General features: G+C 66.2%; 17 protein-coding genes. 3 read left to right on the top strand and 14 right to left on the bottom strand.

The features are described 5' to 3' along the window. Window position 1: 1 nt before the first annotated feature. From WS51_RS04300 to WS51_RS04245, 12 genes are read right to left on the bottom strand one after another with little or no spacing between them, the layout of a single operon-like run. A complete protein-coding gene (locus WS51_RS04300; protein WP_069229115.1) occupies window positions 2-1,189 on the bottom strand; it encodes a beta-ketoacyl-[acyl-carrier-protein] synthase family protein in 1,188 nt (395 codons plus the stop codon). Continuing rightward, the gene (locus tag WS51_RS04295; RefSeq protein WP_069228650.1) at window positions 1,186-3,597 is read right to left on the bottom strand and encodes an MMPL family transporter; all 2,412 of its coding nucleotides are present in this window, start codon (window positions 3,595-3,597) and stop codon (window positions 1,186-1,188) included. The genes WS51_RS04300 and WS51_RS04295 overlap by 4 nt, the downstream gene beginning before the upstream one ends. Further along, a complete protein-coding gene (locus WS51_RS04290; protein WP_060024661.1) occupies window positions 3,597-4,265 on the bottom strand; it encodes a LolA family protein in 669 nt (222 codons plus the stop codon). The genes WS51_RS04295 and WS51_RS04290 overlap by 1 nt, the downstream gene beginning before the upstream one ends. Beyond that, a complete protein-coding gene (locus WS51_RS04285; RefSeq protein ID WP_060346441.1) occupies window positions 4,256-4,684 on the bottom strand; it encodes an acyl-CoA thioesterase in 429 nt (142 codons plus the stop codon). Before WS51_RS04285 ends, WS51_RS04290 begins: the two co-directional genes overlap by 10 nt. Continuing rightward, entirely contained in the window at window positions 4,681-6,291 is a 1,611-nt protein-coding gene (locus WS51_RS04280) for an HAL/PAL/TAL family ammonia-lyase (protein ID WP_069229116.1), read from the bottom strand. The genes WS51_RS04285 and WS51_RS04280 overlap by 4 nt, the downstream gene beginning before the upstream one ends. Beyond that, the gene (locus WS51_RS04275; protein WP_069228649.1) at window positions 6,278-7,984 is read right to left on the bottom strand and encodes a glycosyltransferase family 2 protein; all 1,707 of its coding nucleotides are present in this window, start codon (window positions 7,982-7,984) and stop codon (window positions 6,278-6,280) included. The genes WS51_RS04280 and WS51_RS04275 overlap by 14 nt, the downstream gene beginning before the upstream one ends. Further along, the gene (locus WS51_RS04270) at window positions 7,981-9,672 is read right to left on the bottom strand and encodes an ApeI family dehydratase (RefSeq protein ID WP_069228648.1); all 1,692 of its coding nucleotides are present in this window, start codon (window positions 9,670-9,672) and stop codon (window positions 7,981-7,983) included. The genes WS51_RS04275 and WS51_RS04270 overlap by 4 nt, the downstream gene beginning before the upstream one ends. After that, window positions 9,669-10,304: a COG4648 family protein gene (locus tag WS51_RS04265; RefSeq protein WP_059507281.1), complete on the bottom strand. Its 636-nt coding sequence runs from the start codon at window positions 10,302-10,304 to the stop codon at window positions 9,669-9,671. The genes WS51_RS04270 and WS51_RS04265 overlap by 4 nt, the downstream gene beginning before the upstream one ends. A gap of 2 nt (window positions 10,305-10,306) precedes the next feature. Beyond that, entirely contained in the window at window positions 10,307-10,555 is a 249-nt protein-coding gene (locus WS51_RS04260; RefSeq protein ID WP_059450540.1) for an acyl carrier protein, read from the bottom strand. Next, window positions 10,552-10,857 carry a phosphopantetheine-binding protein gene (locus WS51_RS04255; protein ID WP_059450541.1) on the bottom strand — a complete coding sequence of 102 codons (306 nt, stop codon included), beginning with the start codon at window positions 10,855-10,857 and terminating at the stop codon, window positions 10,552-10,554. The genes WS51_RS04260 and WS51_RS04255 overlap by 4 nt, the downstream gene beginning before the upstream one ends. Next, window positions 10,832-11,626, bottom strand: a complete 795-nt coding sequence (locus WS51_RS04250) for a lysophospholipid acyltransferase family protein (RefSeq protein WP_059540957.1) — start codon at window positions 11,624-11,626, stop codon at window positions 10,832-10,834. Before WS51_RS04250 ends, WS51_RS04255 begins: the two co-directional genes overlap by 26 nt. Then, a complete protein-coding gene (locus WS51_RS04245) occupies window positions 11,610-12,296 on the bottom strand; it encodes a beta-ketoacyl synthase chain length factor (protein WP_059450543.1) in 687 nt (228 codons plus the stop codon). The genes WS51_RS04250 and WS51_RS04245 overlap by 17 nt, the downstream gene beginning before the upstream one ends. 438 nt (window positions 12,297-12,734) lie before the next feature. Here WS51_RS04245 and WS51_RS04240 point away from each other — a divergent pair, with 438 nt between their 5' ends. Together WS51_RS04240 and WS51_RS04235 are read left to right on the top strand one after the other, a co-directional pair. Beyond that, window positions 12,735-13,322, top strand: a complete 588-nt coding sequence (locus WS51_RS04240; RefSeq protein WP_059450544.1) for an IMPACT family protein — start codon at window positions 12,735-12,737, stop codon at window positions 13,320-13,322. 207 nt (window positions 13,323-13,529) lie between these two features. Continuing rightward, window positions 13,530-13,817, top strand: coding sequence for an H-NS histone family protein (locus tag WS51_RS04235; protein WP_059450545.1), 288 nt, complete (start codon window positions 13,530-13,532; stop codon window positions 13,815-13,817). A 55-nt stretch (window positions 13,818-13,872) separates the two neighbouring features. Here WS51_RS04235 and ppk2 read toward each other — a convergent pair whose 3' ends face one another. Next, complete coding sequence (gene ppk2, locus WS51_RS04230) at window positions 13,873-14,823, bottom strand: polyphosphate kinase 2 (protein WP_059450546.1); 951 nt, start codon at window positions 14,821-14,823, stop codon at window positions 13,873-13,875. Window positions 14,824-15,056: 233 nt separating this feature from the next. Then, window positions 15,057-16,778 carry a gamma-glutamyltransferase gene (gene ggt / locus WS51_RS04225; protein ID WP_060272285.1) on the bottom strand — a complete coding sequence of 574 codons (1,722 nt, stop codon included), beginning with the start codon at window positions 16,776-16,778 and terminating at the stop codon, window positions 15,057-15,059. A 400-nt stretch (window positions 16,779-17,178) separates the two neighbouring features. On the opposite strand from ggt, the gene WS51_RS04220 reads away from it, so the two are divergent. After that, window positions 17,179-17,703, top strand: coding sequence for a metal-dependent hydrolase (locus tag WS51_RS04220; protein ID WP_059450548.1), 525 nt, complete (start codon window positions 17,179-17,181; stop codon window positions 17,701-17,703). Window positions 17,704-17,732 lie beyond the last annotated feature (29 nt).

Here is a 17,732-nt window from a genome sequence, read left to right as displayed (position 1 = left end):
GTCAGGCTCCCAGAATCAGGCTGGCATTGCTGCCGCCGAAGGCGAACGAATTGCTCATTACATAGCGTCCTGACGCATCGCCCGCTAGCCGGCGCTCGCCCTGGACGAGATCGAGCCGCGGCAACGCCGGATCGTGCTCGCCGTCCCACACGTGCGTCGGCAGCGGGATCCCGCGGGCCAGCGTCAGCCAGCCGAATCCGAGCTCGGTCGCGCCCGCCGCGCCAAGCATGTGCCCCGTCAGGGGCTTGGTCCCGCTCGCCGGAACCCCGTGCGGAAACACCCTCGCCGTCACCTTCGCTTCCATTTCGTCGTTCAGGCGGGTCGCCGTCGCGTGCAGGTTCACATAGCCGATCGCGGACGAATCCACACCGGCGTCCGCGAGCGCGCCGCGCAGCGCGTCCTCCGCGCCGTATCCCGCCGGGTCCGGTGCCGAGATGTGATGCGCGTCGCTCGACTCGCCGACGCCGGCCAGCCTGACCGCGGCTTCATCGCGGCACATCACGAACAGCGCCGCGCCTTCGCCGATATTGATGCCGCTCCGGTTCCGGCTCATCGGATTGGTCCGCGCCGGGCTGACCGATTCGAGCGACGCGAAGCCTTGCAAGGTGAGCTCGCACAGCGAATCCGCTCCGCCGACAACGACTGCGTCGCACAGCCTCAACTGCAACAGACGACGCGCGGCTGCAAATGCCTTCGCGCTCGACGTGCATGCCGTCGACAACGTGTACGCCGGGCCGCCCACACCCAGCACCGCGCGCACGAACGGCGCCGCCGTGCCGATTTCCATCTGCCTGTAGTCGAAGGCGGCGGGCATCGCGCCCGTTGCGGCGCGCTGTGCGAACGCCTGCTCTGCCGCCTGGATTCCTGACGTACTCGTGCCGATCACCACGCCGACCCGACGCGGGCCGTAACACGCGATCGCCGCGTCGACGAACGATCCAATCTGCGCCAGCGCCGCAAGCAGCAGGCGATTGTTCCTGCAATCGAAATGCGCAAGGGATTCGGGCGGCGCAACGTCGAGTGTCGCTCGCACGCGCCCGACCCAGCCGCCGGCCGGAACATCGGTGCGCGGCTGCATGCCAGGCGAGATGCCGGCGCGCAATGCGTCGACGATCTCGTCGGTGGTCGCGCCAAGCGCGTTGATCATTCCCGGTGCCGACAGATAAACCGGCGCCAATTGCGACTTCATGCGCGACACTCCTTCGTGGACGGCGTCGCAAGCGGCGCGAACAGCACGGAAAACACGATGCCCATCGCGAGCGTCGTACCAAAGCTGCGGAGCGCGGGCATCGCGCTGGCACCGAGCATCCCGAACGACAGCAACGTCGTGGCCGCCGACAGCAGCACGCCGGTCCACACGGCGCCGAGGCCGGATCTGTCCCGGATGCAGCCCTCGCGGAGGAACACCGCGTAATTGGCACCCACGCCGAGTACCAGCATCAGCGCGAGCCAGTTGAACAGCGTAAGCGGCACCCGTGCGTAGCCGAACGCCGCAAGCGTCAACGCGATGGCGAACACGACGGGCAACGTCGTCGCGATGCCGCCGCGCACACCGTAGCGCCACATCAGCAATGCGGCGACCACGACGAGCGCGCCAGCCAGCCACAGGCCGCTGTCGATCCGATAGGCGCCGAACAGGCGCGACACACTCGATGCCTTGTCGACCCACGATACGCCCGGCAGCGTGCGCGCGAGGGCCGCGAAAGTGCCGGCGTTCGTCGCGTCGACCCGCTCGGGAATCGCGAGCGCCACAGCGACGGGACCGGCGCCGCCATCGATTCGACCGAGCCACAGATGCCGGAACGGCGCCGACCAGTGTGCGGCCAGCCACGTGTCGACGGACAACGTCGCCGAGGCGTTGCGGGAATACGCGTCGATCCACGCGTCGACAACCTCGTCGCGGAAGCCCGCGCGCGTCAGCGTGCCGCGCAGTGCGGCGGCGTCGCCAAACACGTGCGCGCCCAGCACGGCACGGTTGTGCGCCTGCTGCTTCGCCGAAGGCACGAACGTCGCGATCGACTGAACACGACCGACCCGCTGCTGATCGAGCGCCCCGATCAGCGCCTCCGAACGCTCGAGCACCTCTTCAGGCGTCGCGCCCTGAACGACGAAGAACTGTGCCGTGTTCGCCAGCCCGACCGCCGCGCGGATATTGCTTTCCTGTCGCGCGAGGTCCGCATCGCGCTGGATCAGCAGATGAATGTCGTCGTCGCTCTTCAACACAGCCCACCCCGGGATCGCGACCAGCGCAACCAGCATGGCAGCGAACAGCCCGCGCCGGCCGGCCAGCAGCGATTGCCATCCGCTCAGCAAGCGGGCAGCACACGAGAAAACGCCGGACGGCACGCGCCGTGGCGCCTGCGTCAGCATGAGCGGCAAAAAGCCGGTGACGGCCGCGAATGCACTGAGGATCCCGACGATCGCAAAGCACGCGATCTGCTTGAGCGCGGGGAACGGCACCCACATCAGGATCGCGTAGCCGAGCAGACTGGTCGCCAGTGCCACCACGAGTGCGGGCCTGACCGCCGCCGCACCGCGACGCGCGTCCCATTGCCGCCCCGCGGACAGGTACACGACGAAATACTGGATCGAATAATCGACGGCTTCGCCGATCAGGCTCACACCGAACACCAGCGTCAGCAGGTGCAGCTTGCCGAATACGAGCAACGTTGCCGCCAGCGCGCATACGATGCCGAATGCAGTCGACGCGAACGCGAGCACGAGCAGGCGCGGCGAGCGAAATACGCTCATGAGCAGTAGCGCGATGCCGGCCAGCGATACCGCGCCGATCACGTGTACGTCCCGCTCGGCGCTGGCACGCGCGGCTTCCGCATGAAATACCGCGCCAGCGCGGTCGACGCGAACGCCGCGGAAGTCGGTCGCGAGCGCATGTTCCGCATCGACCGTCGCGACACGCACGGCGTGCTGGATCTTCGACTCGTAGGCCGAGCCCGGCAACGACGTCATCACGAGCACGCCTGTTGCACCATCGCGATGCGACACCAGCATGCCGTCCTCGAGTGACAGACCGGACGCCGCGAGCGGCAGCTCGCCGAGCCAGTGCTGCAACCAGCCGAACGGGTCGTCGGCCACGGCGGTCTGCAAGCCGTCGACGGGCGGTGCATAGAGACGCCTGATCAATCGTTCGTCGAGTGTGGCACCGCCTTGCTCGAGCGACCTGCGATCCGCGTCGGTCAGCAGACCGAAGCGGGCCGGCATGTACGTGGCCGAGATATCCGAGAGATCGAATGGCGGCACCTCGACGGTCACCGAACGAAATGCGCCGCTGGCGTCGAGCCGCACGGCAAACTCTTTCGCGGCGGCCTTGGCACGGGCGGCGTCCGGATCGGTCACCAGGTAGACGGTGCGGTTGCCGAGTGCATCACCGAGCATGTCGACCGCTCGCTCGGCAACCGGGTTTGCCTCGGTAGCCGGCAGCAACGCGAGCAGGTTCGTCTGCAACGGCGCGGCCCCGCTCGAGAAGCGCCACACGATGTATGCGGCCGCCACGAGCGCAACGAGCAACCATGCACCACACAGCACGCGCCGCCGCGCGCGCACGCCCGATGTGTCGACGACATCACGCGCCGCATCCATCACCGCGCCTCCAGCCACGCGCGCTCGACCGGCGCAGGCCCCTCGACCGGTGTCGGCCGGGCAAACTCCAGCGCGGTCACATTGCCGTTGGCGAAAGTCAACTCGAGCCGGCCGAGATAGGTGCCTCCGCTCATTTCGAGCACGCGGACCGCCTGGGCGAGCTGCGGCTGATTCGGCCGCAACACCATCCTCCACCGTTCCGGCGTTCCGCTCGCATCGACGTCGAATTGCGCGTACAGCGCCGACAGGTCGCCCCCGAGCATGTCGCGCATCATGCGCGACACTTGCGCGACCCCGCGACCGCCACCGCCGGGCGCAACGAGGTGCCCATCCGCGCCGACCTCGCGCACGCCGTTATCGGTGATCACGTAAGCGGCCTTGTAAGGCGTCTCGACTCGCCAGACGACGCCCGACCTGCGATCGAACAACATCGATCCAGTGCTGACGAGCGGCTGCTTCATCGCCGCCAGCGTCTGAGTCTGCCGAAAGTCCGCGCGAATCGCGCCGACCCGCGCGAGCCGCGCCGCAACCTCGGAAACGAGCGCGGCATTCGCCGGCCGAGACGCCGCAACCGGCGCCGGGGCGGCCAGCGCCGCGCAGCCGGAGAGCGCGATGCCTGCGGCCAGCGTCACCGCCGCAAACCGTTGGTAGTGCGAATTCAGACCCATCGTGCGTGCACCTTTTCGATCAGGGCCGGCGGCGACACGAACTGTAGTTCGCGCGTCGTCGCATCGACCGCCAGTTGCACCGTATATCCCTTCGTCAAGCGCTCGCCGGACACCGCGTCGACGATTTCGTATCCGATCTTCAGCCGGTTCTCGAATTCGAGCAGCGTCGCGCGTACGTCGAGCTGCTGACTGTAATGGGCCGGGCGAACGTACTTCAGATGCGCCTCCACCACCGGCCACATGTAGCCCGACGCCAGCATCGCCGGATAGTCGTAGTCGATCATGCGCAGCAACGCGGCACGACTGCTTTCGAAGTACTTCAAGTAATGGCCGTGCCAGCAGACGTTCATGGCATCGACATCGTGAAACAGGACCTCGACACGGGCTGTCGCGGTCAGCGGCGAACGAGATGCGCTCATGCCACCTCCCCGTGCCCGATTCCGCCGTACGAGCCGCCGATCGGCTCGCATGCGGCCAGGCGCGCGGTCAACGCGCGCAACTCCGCTTCGAGCGGCCGGTCCTCGACCACCAGCGGCGATTGACGATCCACGTCATCGACAAACGCACGAAGCGCGGGCGAAAGCTGCGTGCGCGGATCATCGCGAAGTCGCAGCCGGGTAGCCTGCACGGTCGCGAGCACATGCGCGGCGGCAACCTGCTCGGTCAAGGTCAGAACACGCAGGCAATCGCGCGCGGCAATCGTTCCCATGCTGACCTTGTCCTGATTGTGCGACTCCGTCGAGCGGGAGAACACGCTCGCCGGCATCGTCAGCTTCAGCGCCTCCGCCGTCCACGCGGAAGACGAGATCTGCACGGCCTTGAACCCATGGTTGATCGCGGCGCGCTCCGGGCCGGCGCCCGTCAGGTTGCGCGGCAGTCCGTTGCTGAACTTGTCGTCGACCAGCAGCGCGAGCTGGCGATCCATCAGGTCCGCGAGGTTGGCCACCGCGGTCTTGAGCGCGTCCATCGCGAACGCGATATGACCGCCGTAGAAATTGCCGCCGTGCAGTACGCACCCTTCGTCCGGGTCGATCAGCGGGTTGTCGTTCGCACTATTCAGCTCGTTCTCGATATCGCGGCGCATCCACGACAACGCGTCGCGCGCCACGCCGATTACGTGCGGTGCGCAGCGCACCGAATAGCGGTCCTGCAACCGGCGTGCGGGCAATTCGTCGCGCCCGGCCAGGTCGGCACGTATCCACGCCGCCGCCTCTGCTTGTCCCGCGTGCGGTTTCGCGTCGAACAGCCGCGCATCGAAGTGCCCGGCCCGGCCGTCGAGCGCAACGGTGGTCAATGCGGTCAGGCGGGCCGCCACCCGAGTCAGGTGGTCGGCGCGCGCAAACGCGAGACAGGCCAGCCCCGTCATGACCGCCGTGCCGTTCATCAACGCGAGCCCTTCCTTCGGCGCGAGCGTCAGCGGCGTGCGGTCGATCGCATGCCATGCCTCGCGCGCGTCCCGCTCGCTGCCGTCGAACACGACGGTGCGCTCGCCGACCAGCGCGGCGGCGACGTAGGACAGTGGTGTCAGGTCGCCGCTCGCGCCGACCGAGCCTTCCGACGGAATGCGAGGCAGGATGCGGTGATTCACCATGTCGGCCAGCCGTTCCAGCAACGTGAACCGCACGCCCGAGTAGCCGAAGGCGAGCGAGTTGAGCCGTGCGACGATGATGGACAACGTTTGCGTCGCATCGAACCAGTCACCCATGCCGCACCCGTGATAGCGGGTCAGCTGCAGCGGCAGCGCTTCGACGAGCGACGGCGGTACCTCCACCACGCAGGCGTCGCCATATCCGGTGGTGACGCCATACAGCGTGCCGCCATTCGCGAGATAGTCGCGCAGCCAGGTTGCGCCGCGCTCGATCCGCGCGCGCCATTCGGGTCCTGCGTTCAGTGCGACGGGCGCACCGTCGCGGGCGATCGCCACGACGTCCTCGATCGTCAGATGCCGGCCTCCGACCACGACGGCCGGCCGGCTCGGATTCGCGGCGATGCATGCCGCGACGTCGTTCATGTCATGCTCGGCCACGCGGACCTCCATCGGGCCGCGCCCAGAAATCGAAGAAGTTGAACCATTGGTAGGGAGCCATGCGGCAATAGTGTTCGAGCCGCGCGGCATAGCGCTGCGCCCACGTCGCGACGTGTTCGGCGCGCTCGCGACGCGGCAGCTCGATCCGGTCGGCGAACGGCTCGAAATAGAGGCGGTAGCCGCGCGCCTCCTTCAGGCAGAAGAACAGGTAGACCGGGCACCCGAGCGCGTGGGCGAGGATATACGGGCCCTGCGCGAACGGCGCTGTTGCATCGAGAAAGCGGGCGTCGACCGTTTTACCGGCATCATGCGGCGGCACGCGGTCGCCGACGATCACGAGCAACTCTCCCGCGTCGATGCGCGACTGCATCATCATCGCCGTATCCGGTCCGAAGTCCGATACCTCGACGAGCTGCTTGCCGAATTCCGGATTCGCGCCGGCAAGCACGCCGGTAAAGCGCTTCGCATGCTCGGTGTAGACGATCGCCGTCACCTTCGTGTGCGCATCGCGCAGCGCCAGTGCCCGCGTCATCTCCAGATTGCCCAGATGCGCGCCGATCACGAGCGCGCCGCGCCCGCTCGCCGCGAGCGCATCGAACGCGGACGAGTCGTCGAAACGCACGTCGAGCTCGTCGAGACGGCCGGACCACGCGACGAACTTGTCGAATCCTGCCTGTGCAAAGGCAAGCATGTGCCGGTAAGCACTGCGCCATCCCGGCTTCGGCACGGCCGCCGCTCGCGCATCGCGCAGGCGCGCGATATACGCATGCGACGCGGTGCGCGCCGTGCGATTCGTCAGCACGAAATATCCGACGACGGGATGCAGCCAGAACGACGTGAAGCCCTTGCCGAACAAACGGCAGCTGAGCGCGAGCAATGCCATGCCGATCCGGCTGCCGCGCTCCGGCATGCGCCACCACGCACGCGTGCGGCCGGTGGGCGACGCGCCGCGCCGCCCGACCAGACGGCGTGCGAGCAGCATCGGCGCGCGCACAAGCATCCCGGCGACGAGCCACGTGTGGCTCAGGCTGATGCGCGCGTTGTCGCGCCAGACATCGAAATGGGACACGCCGTCGGCGGGGTAGATCACACGCGTCGGAATCGTCCTGAACGCCAGGCCGCGCCAGTGAAGACGGACCAGGATTTCGCTGTCGAACGCCATCCGCGTCGGCATCGATACCGCGTCGATCAGCTCGCAGACGATGTCGACCGGATAAAGACGAAACCCGCACATCGCATCGGGAATGTCCAGCGACAGCGTTTCGATCCATACCCATGCGTGCGTGAGGTAACGGCCGTACAGGCGTGCCTTCGGCACGCTATCGTCGAAACGCGGCCGGCCGAGGATCACGGCGTCGGGCTCGGCCTGCGCGGCGGCCACGAACTTCGGCACATCGGCCGCGTCGTGCTGACCATCGGCATCGATCTGGATCGCGTGCCGATAGCCCCGCGCACGCGCAGCGCGCAAACCTTCCATGACCGCCGCGCCCTTTCCGCCGTTGACGGGCAATCGCAGCAGCGTCACGACGCCCGCGTAGCGCGCCGCCAGCGTGGCCAGCACATGTTGCGTCGGCGCGTCGCTGCCGTCGTCAATCACCAGGATCGGCAGGCCGTGCACGGCAAGGCGTGCCAGCGTGCCGCCGATTGCGTCGCGATGGTTGTAGATCGGAATGACGATGCAGGTATCGCTCATCTGGCCGCCATGCCATGGACCAGAACACCCGACGTGCATTCCCGCTCGCCGCAGCGGAACGCGAAGCGCGTGCGTCCGCGTACGGGGTCATGCGCGATACGCAGCGAGAGCACCGCGCCCGGCGGCACCGGTGCCTTGAACTTCAGGTGTTCGACGCAACGGATGTCGCGCACGGTCGGCAGCTCGCGGCCGGCCAGGCGCGCGGCCCAGTCGATTTGCACGACGCCCGGCAGGATCGGCAGCCCCGGAAAATGTCCGTCGAAATGCGCAAGCGTGGGCGGCACGCGCAATTCGTAATGCAACGCGTCGTCGCTACGCCACGAAGCGAGCAGTTCGAAGCCCTCCGGCGTGGCGGTGAAGGCGGCCGCCAGCGCGGCGGCGGGCAACTTGCCGCGCGCATCGAACGGCATCGCATGCAGGAACCGCCAGTAACGCGGTAATGCAGCCGCGTCGAAGTATTCACCGAGCGCGTGCCGCAACGTCGTGGCAACGGCAACCCGGCCATCCGCCGCCAGCGCATCACGTCCCGCGGCGGTCAATACCGCCACGACGCCGACGTGCGCACGCGTCGTGCCGTCGACCACCACGGCCGCCGCCTGCTCGACGTATGCGTGCGCGAGTATCCGCGCCTCGAGTTCCGGCAGCGACACGCGCTTGCCGTCCAGCTTGACGACGCGATCGCGTCGGCCGGCGAGTGCGAAGCGACCGTGTGCGTCGAATCGTGCGGTGTCGTCGGTGCGGTGCCATCGATCATGGCCGAGATGGGTCGAGCGAACGCACAGCACGCCATCGTCGTCGCAGCGCACATCGACGCCGGTCAGCGGCTGCCACGCGTGCGCGATGTCCTGGCGGCGCCACGCTATGCCGCCTGTTTCCGTACTGCCGAATATCTCGATTGGCGCGGCACCGAACGCGTCCGAATAGGCCATGGCCGCATCGGCCGGCAACGGGCCGCCCGACGAGAAGAACGCGCATGGCATGGGCGCCCGCATGGGAAAACCTGGCAACGCCGGCCAGCGCATCAGTTGCGACGGCGTGGAGACCACGACACCGCCACCGTATTCGGCCAGACGCTGCTGCAGCTGCAGCGGTTCAAGCACCGGTGACCGGTCAAACGCACGGCCCGCCGCCAGCGGCCAAAGGATTCTGAAAAGGAGTCCGTAGATGTGATGGTGCGGTACGCTCGACAGCGTCACTGCCGCGCCGGTGCGGTCGCCCCATTCGCGCTGCAACGTGCTCACTTCGGCATCGAGCTGCGCAAGCGACTTTCGCACCGGCTTCGCGGCGCCGCTGCTGCCCGACGTGTAGAGCGTCACCGCTGCGGCAGCGTCGATCGGGCAGTTGGAGATTGCAGTTCCGACGTCGGAGTCGTGCCCGCACGCGGCCAATGCCGGCGCATCCAGCACAAGGTCGTATGCATGCGCCAGCTCAGCGAGATAGCCGGGCGCGCTGCTGGCGGGAATCACGACTTCGCCGTGCGCCGCCGCGACCGCGAACAATGCACACGCGAATTCATACGGATCGTCCGTGCAAATCGCGACCCGTCGCGCGCCGCTCGCCTTCACCACGCGCGCAATCGCGCCGGCACGCGCGCGCAGATCGCCCAGCGTCAGCACGTCGGCGCCGTCGCGACAGACCGCCACGCCACTATCCGCTTCGGCACACAGCATCTCGTGCAGCGCGATCATGCGACACCCGTCCGTTCATGCGCGGCGGCAATGAAGAACCGGCGCCACAGCCACTCGCCGGCAACCAACGCACCGATCAGCACATACGCGATCAACCCGTTGTAAAGCGCCCATCCCGCAGGGCTCCAGTACAGCGCCGTATAGACCGAGAAGCCGCCGTTTGCAATGAAGAATGCGCACCACACCTGTGTGACGCGCCGCGTGTACCGGATGATTTCCGGACTCGGTTCGGGATAGGTCAGTCGTGCGAATTTTTCGATCATGGTCGGACCGTGCCGCAGCGTCGCGCCGAACGCGACCAACAAGCCGACACTCACGCATGCCGGGTAGAGGTGAAGAAGGCGTTCGCTATTGGTCACGGCAATCGCGGCCGACAACACGGTCAACGCGCCCGCCACGGCCCAGTCGAGCGTCGTGAGCCGTCTGAGCGCCTTCGCCAGCGTACCCTTGCCGACCGTGCGCTTCAGCCAGAGCAACGCAACCAGCAGGCAGCCGACGTAACGCGGCGACATGCTCTGCCACGCGAACAGGATGACGAGCGGATAGGCCAGGGTCAGCGTCGCCCTCGCCGCGACGCTTGCCCAGCGCGGCAGGACCGTGCCGGTAGTAGCCCGCATGCCCGTCAACGCCATCGTCAAGCGCGCGCGAGCAACACGTGAACGGCGGCGATAACGTCACCGACGGTCCGCACGGACTTGAACTCTTCGGGCTTGATGCGCTTGCCTGTCATTTCCTGAAGCTTGATTGCCAGGTCGACTGCGTCGATGCTGTCCAGATCGAGCTCTTCGAACAGGTGCGTATCGGGCGTCACCCGCTCCGGCTCGATCGCGAAATTCTCATGAAAGATGGCGCGGATGCGCTCCAGGATTTCTGCGTCGGTCACGAGTGACTCCCTTTTTCCAGCACGGCTTCTTGTGGTGCCTGATGAGACTGCTGGTCGGCAATGAATGCCGCCAGCGTGTTGATCGAACGGAAATGCGCTTTCGTGCGTTCGTCGTTTGCGGCGATCGTCAGTTGAAACTTCTTGCGCAGCATGATGCCGACTTCGAGCGCATCGACTGAATCGAGTCCGATTCCGTCGGTCGAGAACAGTGGCGCATCGTCATCGATATCGTCGACCGTCATGTCGCTGAGGTCTAGCATCTCGATCAGAAGCTGCTTAATTTGCAGTTTTAAAGTATCCATGCTGAAACAGGCTTTGAGTAATGTGCACTTCCACTTCGCGGGCGATGCTGCGAGCGGCAATCGACGGAGACGCCACGTTCGACGCCAGCCGGTTCAGGTCCATCGGCTCCAGGACGTCGATGCGCATGCGAAATGCTCGAGCCGGCACGTGATACCAGCGCAGCGTCTTGGTAAATACCGGCGGGTCGCAATCGATCAGCACCGGCTGGATCCGGCTGCCGGATTGCAGCGCCATGTGCGCGAAACCGCGCGAGAACGCGTGCAGGCGATTGCGGCCCGGGCTGCGCGTGCCCTCCGGAAAGATGATCATCGTGTAACCCGCCGCCAGTTGCCGCGCGCCGGCCTCGACGAGATCGACCGCATCGGCATTGCTGACGTACTCGGCCGCCCGGACGATACCCCAGAAACACGGGTTGCCCCAATGGCCGCGCTTGACGACGCAGCATGCCTTCGGTGTCAGCGACAGCAGCACCATGACGTCGAGCCAGGTCGGGTGGTTCGCGACGACGATGGCGGGGTCGCCCTTGGCAAGGCGCTCCGTGCCGCTCAGTTCGAGCTTCATCACGCCGACGTGCTGCAGCATCGCGACCAGCGCGCGGAAGAAGTAATGGATGACAAGCGTTACGCCACGCTGGCGCGAGCGCCGATGCGGCCATAATCCGCCGACGACGATCGCCAGCAACGAGAACGCCGATCCGCACAGCGCGAAAAAGGCGAGGCTCGCGCCGGTCGCGAACAGACGCCAGCCGTAGTCAAGCCGCGCGATCATGCCAGCTCCATCGCCACGATGCGTGTTGACAGCGCCACGACGCCGTGGTGCGTGCGGACAGGCAACGCAGCACGGCCTCGCTTTGCGTACCGGCTGCATCGCCGGCATCGCACGCGCCGTCCGCTGTCATCTCACAGGTCAGGTAGTCGGCCGATTCATCGGCGCCGATCAGAATGGCCAGCCCGACACTCTCGGGATCGTCATCGACGTCGCCATAGACGGGATCGGCTGGCTCGTGCGCATAGACAAGCAACACCGGCGAGCTCGGCGAGCTCGCGTATTGGGAAAAGGCTTCGAGTAGCGCGTAGCCCAGGGTTTCATGCCCGGCCGAGATCGCCGTGGCGGCAGTTCGGTCGCGACGGGCGATTCCAAAAACGCCCGTAACGGCATTGAGAACGGAGAGACTGAAGGCAGTCGGCGAGACGGGTTCCGACGCGCCGATGTCGGCAAGAATGCCGGTGGTTCGCACCAGTTCGCCGTGACGCGATGCGAACACCATGCGCAACGGATGTTCCGCTCCGGCACAATCGTAGGCCGCCTGAAGCGCGAGACGCGACAGCCGGCTCAAGCGGCGTCGCACCATCGGATCGAGGGCTTCGACGCCCGGTACCCCCGCGGTCGAAATCGACGTCCATCTGGCGATTGGCATGGTCCAATGCAAATCGGCCATTGTTGTTCTCGTTGGGATTGCTTCTCGTGGGGTGTTCTTATAATCGCGCCACCCGTATCGGGCGGCTGCGCTCCGCTTTCCATGAGATGCGCCCATCGCGCGCATTGACCACCGGACTCGCGCCGCCGATTCTCCCCTTCCGGCATTACCTGGAAAGTATCGAAAATCGTCATGTCCGCAAGGCCGGCACCCGGATTATCAATCGCTGCGATTGAGTAGGCGGCATCTCGATGCGGCGGAACTGTAACAGGGCTGTTACAAAAGATCAACGCTACTGCGCGGGCGTCTTCCAGATTTAACCATTTATCAACTTCCCCAAAAATTCATGCATCGTCGGTTATCAAGACGCCCCGTGCTCCGCGCCGCTTGCGTCGATCCGGCAGCGGGATGGCTCATAATGCGCTCGATGCCGCCCCCACACGACCTGTTTTCCGTTCAATGAGTTATTCACTCGCTACTGCTTACACCCGCGAACTCGAAATCCGCAAAAGCCGCTTCATCGCGTTCGCGATCCCCGTCGAGGACCGCGACGCCGCAATGCAGGCGTTGCAGCGCCTGCGTGACGAGCATCCTGCGGCCACCCACGTGTGCTGGGCGCTGCTTGCCGGCGGCCAGTCCGGAATGTCCGACGACGGCGAGCCGTCGGGCACCGCCGGCCGGCCGATCCTCGAAGTGTTGCGTCATCACGATCTCGACGGCGTGCTCGGTGCGGTGGTCCGCTACTACGGCGGCGTGAAGCTCGGCGCGGGCGGCCTGGTGCGCGCGTATACGGATGCGATCGCGTCGGCGCTGCTCGATGCCGAGCGCGTCGAACGCATTCGCCACACGCGGTTCGCGATCGAAATCGGCTACCCGGACGAGGCACGCGTGCGCCGATGGATCGAGCAGGCGGGTTACGAGCTGGTGGACAGTGCGTACGGAATGACCGTGAGGCTCGTGATCAAGCTGCCGGAAATGGCCGAGGCGGCGGCGAAATCCGAACTGTTCGACCTGACGCAGGGCCGCTCGGGCTTCCCTGACCTGTGAAGCGGCCAGCCGGCCCGGCCTTGCAGCGCGGTTTCATACACTTCCCCGCGAAAATTCAGATGCGTCCGATGGAAAACCTGCGCGCCTGAACTTAATCTCCCCTGTGTTCCTCGCGACGCGTTCTGCATACGTCTGGCCGGGCGTGCAGACACACGGCACATCGCGCGTCGCCCACAATCAAAATTCAGCTACGGGGATATCGGACGCATGCAACTGCAGAAACTGCAAGCCCAGCTCGCGCAACTCGATCGACGCATCCAGGCGGCGCGCCGCAACGAACGTCAGGCGGCACTGGTGCAGGTACGCCAGCTCGTGACGAGCTATGCGCTGACAGCGCGGGAAGTCTTCGGCCAGGGTTACAGCGATCGCGCGAAGCTGTTCACCGTCGGCGCGAAATATCGCGATCCGGCAACGGGCGCCACCTGGAGCGGGCGCGGGCGTGAGCCGGTCTGGATCGCCGGACGCGACCGCGCGGCGTTCCTGATCCGGGAATGACGCGCGCCGCGTTGCACGGCGCGCCTGCGTCATCCGTCGAGCCGCGCCGAACCGCTCAATAGATTTCAGGAACGATCATGCTGTCCGGCGTCGGGCGGCGAATGTAGTCCTCGTGATGCTCGCGCTGCGGCAGGTCGACGGTAGGCCGCGGCACCTCGTGATACGGCACCTGGGTCAGCAGGTGGTGGATGCAGTTCAGGCGCGCGCGCTTCTTGTCGACCGCCTGCACGACCCACCACGGCGCCTCGGGAATATGCGTGCGCTGCATCATTTCCTCCTTCGCGACCGTATACGCTTCCCAGCGGCGGCGGCTCTCGAGGTCCATCGGGCTCAGCTTCCACTGCTTCAGCGGATCCTCGATCCGGCTCTGGAAACGCAGCTCCTGCTCGTGGTCGGTGATCGAGAACCAGTACTTGACGATCTGGATCCCGCTTCGCACGAGCATTTTCTCGAACTCGGGCACCGAACGGAAAAATTCCTCATATTCGTCGTCGGTGCAGAAGTTCATCACGCGCTCGACACCCGCGCGGTTGTACCAGCTGCGATCGAACAGCACGATTTCGCCGCCGGCCGGCAGATGCGCGACATAGCGCTGGAAATACCATTGCGTGCGTTCACGGTTGCTCGGTGCCGGCAGCGCGGCCACGCGGCACACGCGCGGGTTCAGCCGCTGCGTGATGCGCTTGATCGCGCCGCCCTTGCCTGCCGCGTCGCGCCCCTCGAAGATCACGACCAGCCGGTGCCCCGTGCTCACGACCCAGTCCTGCAGCTTCACGAGCTCGCCCTGCAACCTGAACAGCTCGCGGAAATACTGCTTGCGCGCTTCGCGGCGCTCCGGCGAGAACAGCAGATCGTCGGCGTTGTCGAAGCGGCGGTCGTCGAGCTCCATTTCGAGCTCTTCGTCGTACGCGTCGACGAGGTCTTCCTCGAAACGGCGCTGGCGCGACTCGAGCGATGCCGTATCGGTGACGTTGCCGGTCTCGGTGCGGGAATCGTTATCGCCCATGGGGGCCTCCTTCCTTCAATTGACGCAACCAAACTCCGCCATTATCCCAGCGTCTCGCGTCAAATTGATGAAAAAGGGGCCGATCCGCGCGTCGGAAGCGGGAATCCGGGCACGGCGAACCGTCGTCGACCGCCTGGCCCCCTCGGAAGCAACGCGGCGAACGACCGACGCCGGGCGTCGGGCGGCACGCAACGGCGCGAGCGCGTCGGCGGTCGCGCAGCCGGCACTCCCCGTCACGGAATGATCCGCGTGACGCCGCGTCCGCGCGGATCGGCCACCGCCTCCGGCGTCGTGCCGTCGATCTTGATCACCTGGATGTCGCCGCTGAAGTCCTGCCCCTTCAGCGTATAGCCGCGCGCCTCGATCTGCTTCGCAAGCTCGCCTTCGATCGGGTGGTAAGGCTCCCAGAAGATCGTGTTCGGCGGCAGCAGCTGATGGTGAAAGCGCATCGCACCGACGGCCTCCTTCAGCGGCATCCCGAAGTCGTAGATGTTGTTGATCACCTGGAAGATCGACGTGAAGATCCGCGAGCCGCCCGGCGTGCCGATCACGAGCGACACCTTGCCGTCCTTCGTCATGATCGTCGGCGACATCGACGACAGCGGACGCTTCTTCGGCTCGATTGCATTCGCATCGCTGCCGACCACGCCGAACATGTTCGCGACGCCCGGCTTAGCGGAGAAGTCGTCCATCTCGTCGTTCAGCACGATGCCGGTGCCGTCGGCGATCACGCCGGAACCGAAATAGCCGTTGATCGTGTAAGTGTTCGACACCGCGTTGCCCCATTTGTCGACCACCGAAAAGTGCGTCGTCTCCGCCTTCTCCGGCATCGACGTGCCGAGGCCCGGCTGCACGCTCTTCGTATCCGAAGGCTCCTTCGCGTTGACCTCGGCCGCGCGCCGCGCAATGTACGCATCGTCGGTCAGCTGCGCGACCGGCACCTTGTAGAAGTCCGGGTCGCCGAGATACTGCGCGCGATCGGCGAACACGCGCTTCTCGATCTCCGCGACCAGATGGATGTACTGCGGCGAGTTGAGCTGCACGCCGTCGAAGTCCTGCTTGCGGTCCGCCTTCATCTTCAGCAACTGCACGAGGCCGATGCCGCCCGAGCTCGGCGGCGGCGCGGTGATCACGTCATAGCCGTTCCACTTCGCCTGCACCGGCTGGCGCCACACCGCACGGTATTGCGCGAGATCCTCGGTCGTGATCAGCCCGTTGCCGTCGCCGGTCTTCATCGATGCGGCGATCAACCGGGCCGTCCTGCCCTTGTAGAAGCCGTTCGCGCCTTCGTTCGCGATCCGCGCGAGCACGTCGGCGAGATCGGGCTGCTTGAAGTTCGTGCCGGCCTTCATCGTGGAAAAGTACTTGTCGAAGTTGGTCTTGCCGCCGAACTCCTTCGACGCATCAACGCCGCGCTGCGCGAGCTGTTCGTCGACGACGAAGCCGTCGCGCGCATAGTGGATCGCCGGGGCGAGCACCTGCTTCCACTTCAGCTTGCCGAAGCGCCTCTGCGCTTCCCACATGCCCGACACCGTGCCCGGCACGCCGGCCGCGCGCGGCCCGTACAGGCTCATGTCCTTGACGACATTGCCGTCCTTGTCGAGATACATGTCCTTCGTCGCGGCAAGCGGCGCGCGCTCGCGGTAGTCGAGGAAGTACGGCTTGCCGTCCTTGTAGATCGTCATGAAGCCGCCGCCGCCGATGTTGCCGGCCTCCGGATACGTGACGGCGAGCGTGAACGCGATCGCGACGGCCGCGTCGATCGCATTGCCGCCTTCCTTGAAGATCCGTTCCGCGGCATCCGCGCTGTACTTGTCGGCCACGGCGACCGCCGCACTCGTCAGGACTGCCGGCTGCGGCCCCTTCGCGTGGGCCGGCGCACTCGGCAGGAAGCCGATGCCGGCCAGCGTCGCGAGCACGGCAGCGGATGATTTGAAACGATTCAGCACAGTCATTGCATGTCTCCCCATTGATTTCCTGCGGGCCGGAATGAGGCCCTGATCCGCTTATAGCTGCTGCGGGGCGGGCGGCCATATGTCGCTTTCGTAGTGAGCAACGACGCGTGGGCAAAAAACCGGCGGCGCGCTACGACCCACTGCGAATCGTGTGCGGTCGGCCACACGGCGGAGCAAAAAGCGAGCCGAGGTATCGGTCGAAATTGCGCGCGACGGACTCGGCATGCATCGCGCAATCGGAAAATCACGACACGCGCCGGCACGCCGCTCCCGCACATGCAAAAAATCCGCGATCGAACCGCCCGCTGCGCGGCCCGATCTGAGAAGATAGCGCCCCGCTTGCGCGCCCGATCGTTCGCGCTCGTCCGCGGCCGCTTCACGCTTTTTGTTCTCGTTTCCTATGGCATCACACAATGCGCATCATGCGTCCGGCTTCGCGGCCGGCGTCGCCGCCGCCGTCCTCGTCGCGCAAACCGGCGCAACCGGCCCCTGGCACGCGGGCCTGCTCGCCGCGTTCGCGGCCGGTGTCGCGGGCGGCACCGCGCCCGACTGGCTCGAAGTCGCGTGGTGGACCCGCAAGCGCCGCTTGTGGATCACGCACCGCACCGTCACGCACTGGGGCATCGGCTGGATCGCGCTGCTCGCGCTCGGATGGCACGGGCTCACGCATCATCCGCATCCGCTGTGGGCCGCGCCGCTGTTCGGCTTCGCGTGCGGCGGCGTCATGCACCTGCTCGCCGACTGGCCGAATCCGCTCGGCGTGCCGTGGATCTGGCGGCGCCATTCACTGAACCTGTGGAACAGCGGACATTGCGACCTGATCATCGTGGCCGCCGCATGGGGCGGCACGCTGTGGCTCGCGCAGTCGCTGTGGGCCCGCGCCCCGTTCATCGAACACTGGCTCGGCTGGCTCCATCGCGTGTAGCCGCATGCAGTTGCGTCGGCGGAATCGAA

The organism is Burkholderia territorii, from assembly GCF_001718335.1.
Classification (GTDB): domain Bacteria; phylum Pseudomonadota; class Gammaproteobacteria; order Burkholderiales; family Burkholderiaceae; genus Burkholderia; species Burkholderia territorii.
The sequence above is the reverse complement of the archived record's forward strand: the minus strand, read 5'-3'. Positions and strand labels throughout refer to the sequence as shown.

What these genes read in the sequence shown, in the direction of transcription:
- WS51_RS04220 (WP_059450548.1), top strand. Translation starts at nt 17,179, where the DNA reads ATGGCATCACACAATGCGCATCATGCGTCCGGCTTCGCGGCCGGCGTC.
- ppk2 (WP_059450546.1), bottom strand. Translation starts at nt 14,823, where the DNA reads ATGGGCGATAACGATTCCCGCACCGAGACCGGCAACGTCACCGATACG.
- WS51_RS04265 (WP_059507281.1), bottom strand. Translation starts at nt 10,304, where the DNA reads ATGGCGTTGACGGGCATGCGGGCTACTACCGGCACGGTCCTGCCGCGC.
- ggt (WP_060272285.1), bottom strand. Translation starts at nt 16,778, where the DNA reads ATGACTGTGCTGAATCGTTTCAAATCATCCGCTGCCGTGCTCGCGACG.
- WS51_RS04250 (WP_059540957.1), bottom strand. Translation starts at nt 11,626, where the DNA reads ATGATCGCGCGGCTTGACTACGGCTGGCGTCTGTTCGCGACCGGCGCG.
- WS51_RS04255 (WP_059450541.1), bottom strand. Translation starts at nt 10,857, where the DNA reads ATGGATACTTTAAAACTGCAAATTAAGCAGCTTCTGATCGAGATGCTA.
- WS51_RS04275 (WP_069228649.1), bottom strand. Translation starts at nt 7,984, where the DNA reads ATGAGCGATACCTGCATCGTCATTCCGATCTACAACCATCGCGACGCA.
- WS51_RS04245 (WP_059450543.1), bottom strand. Translation starts at nt 12,296, where the DNA reads ATGGCCGATTTGCATTGGACCATGCCAATCGCCAGATGGACGTCGATT.
- WS51_RS04235 (WP_059450545.1), top strand. Translation starts at nt 13,530, where the DNA reads ATGCAACTGCAGAAACTGCAAGCCCAGCTCGCGCAACTCGATCGACGC.
- WS51_RS04285 (WP_060346441.1), bottom strand. Translation starts at nt 4,684, where the DNA reads ATGAGCGCATCTCGTTCGCCGCTGACCGCGACAGCCCGTGTCGAGGTC.
- WS51_RS04295 (WP_069228650.1), bottom strand. Translation starts at nt 3,597, where the DNA reads ATGGATGCGGCGCGTGATGTCGTCGACACATCGGGCGTGCGCGCGCGG.
- WS51_RS04240 (WP_059450544.1), top strand. Translation starts at nt 12,735, where the DNA reads ATGAGTTATTCACTCGCTACTGCTTACACCCGCGAACTCGAAATCCGC.
- WS51_RS04290 (WP_060024661.1), bottom strand. Translation starts at nt 4,265, where the DNA reads ATGGGTCTGAATTCGCACTACCAACGGTTTGCGGCGGTGACGCTGGCC.
- WS51_RS04300 (WP_069229115.1), bottom strand. Translation starts at nt 1,189, where the DNA reads ATGAAGTCGCAATTGGCGCCGGTTTATCTGTCGGCACCGGGAATGATC.
- WS51_RS04270 (WP_069228648.1), bottom strand. Translation starts at nt 9,672, where the DNA reads ATGATCGCGCTGCACGAGATGCTGTGTGCCGAAGCGGATAGTGGCGTG.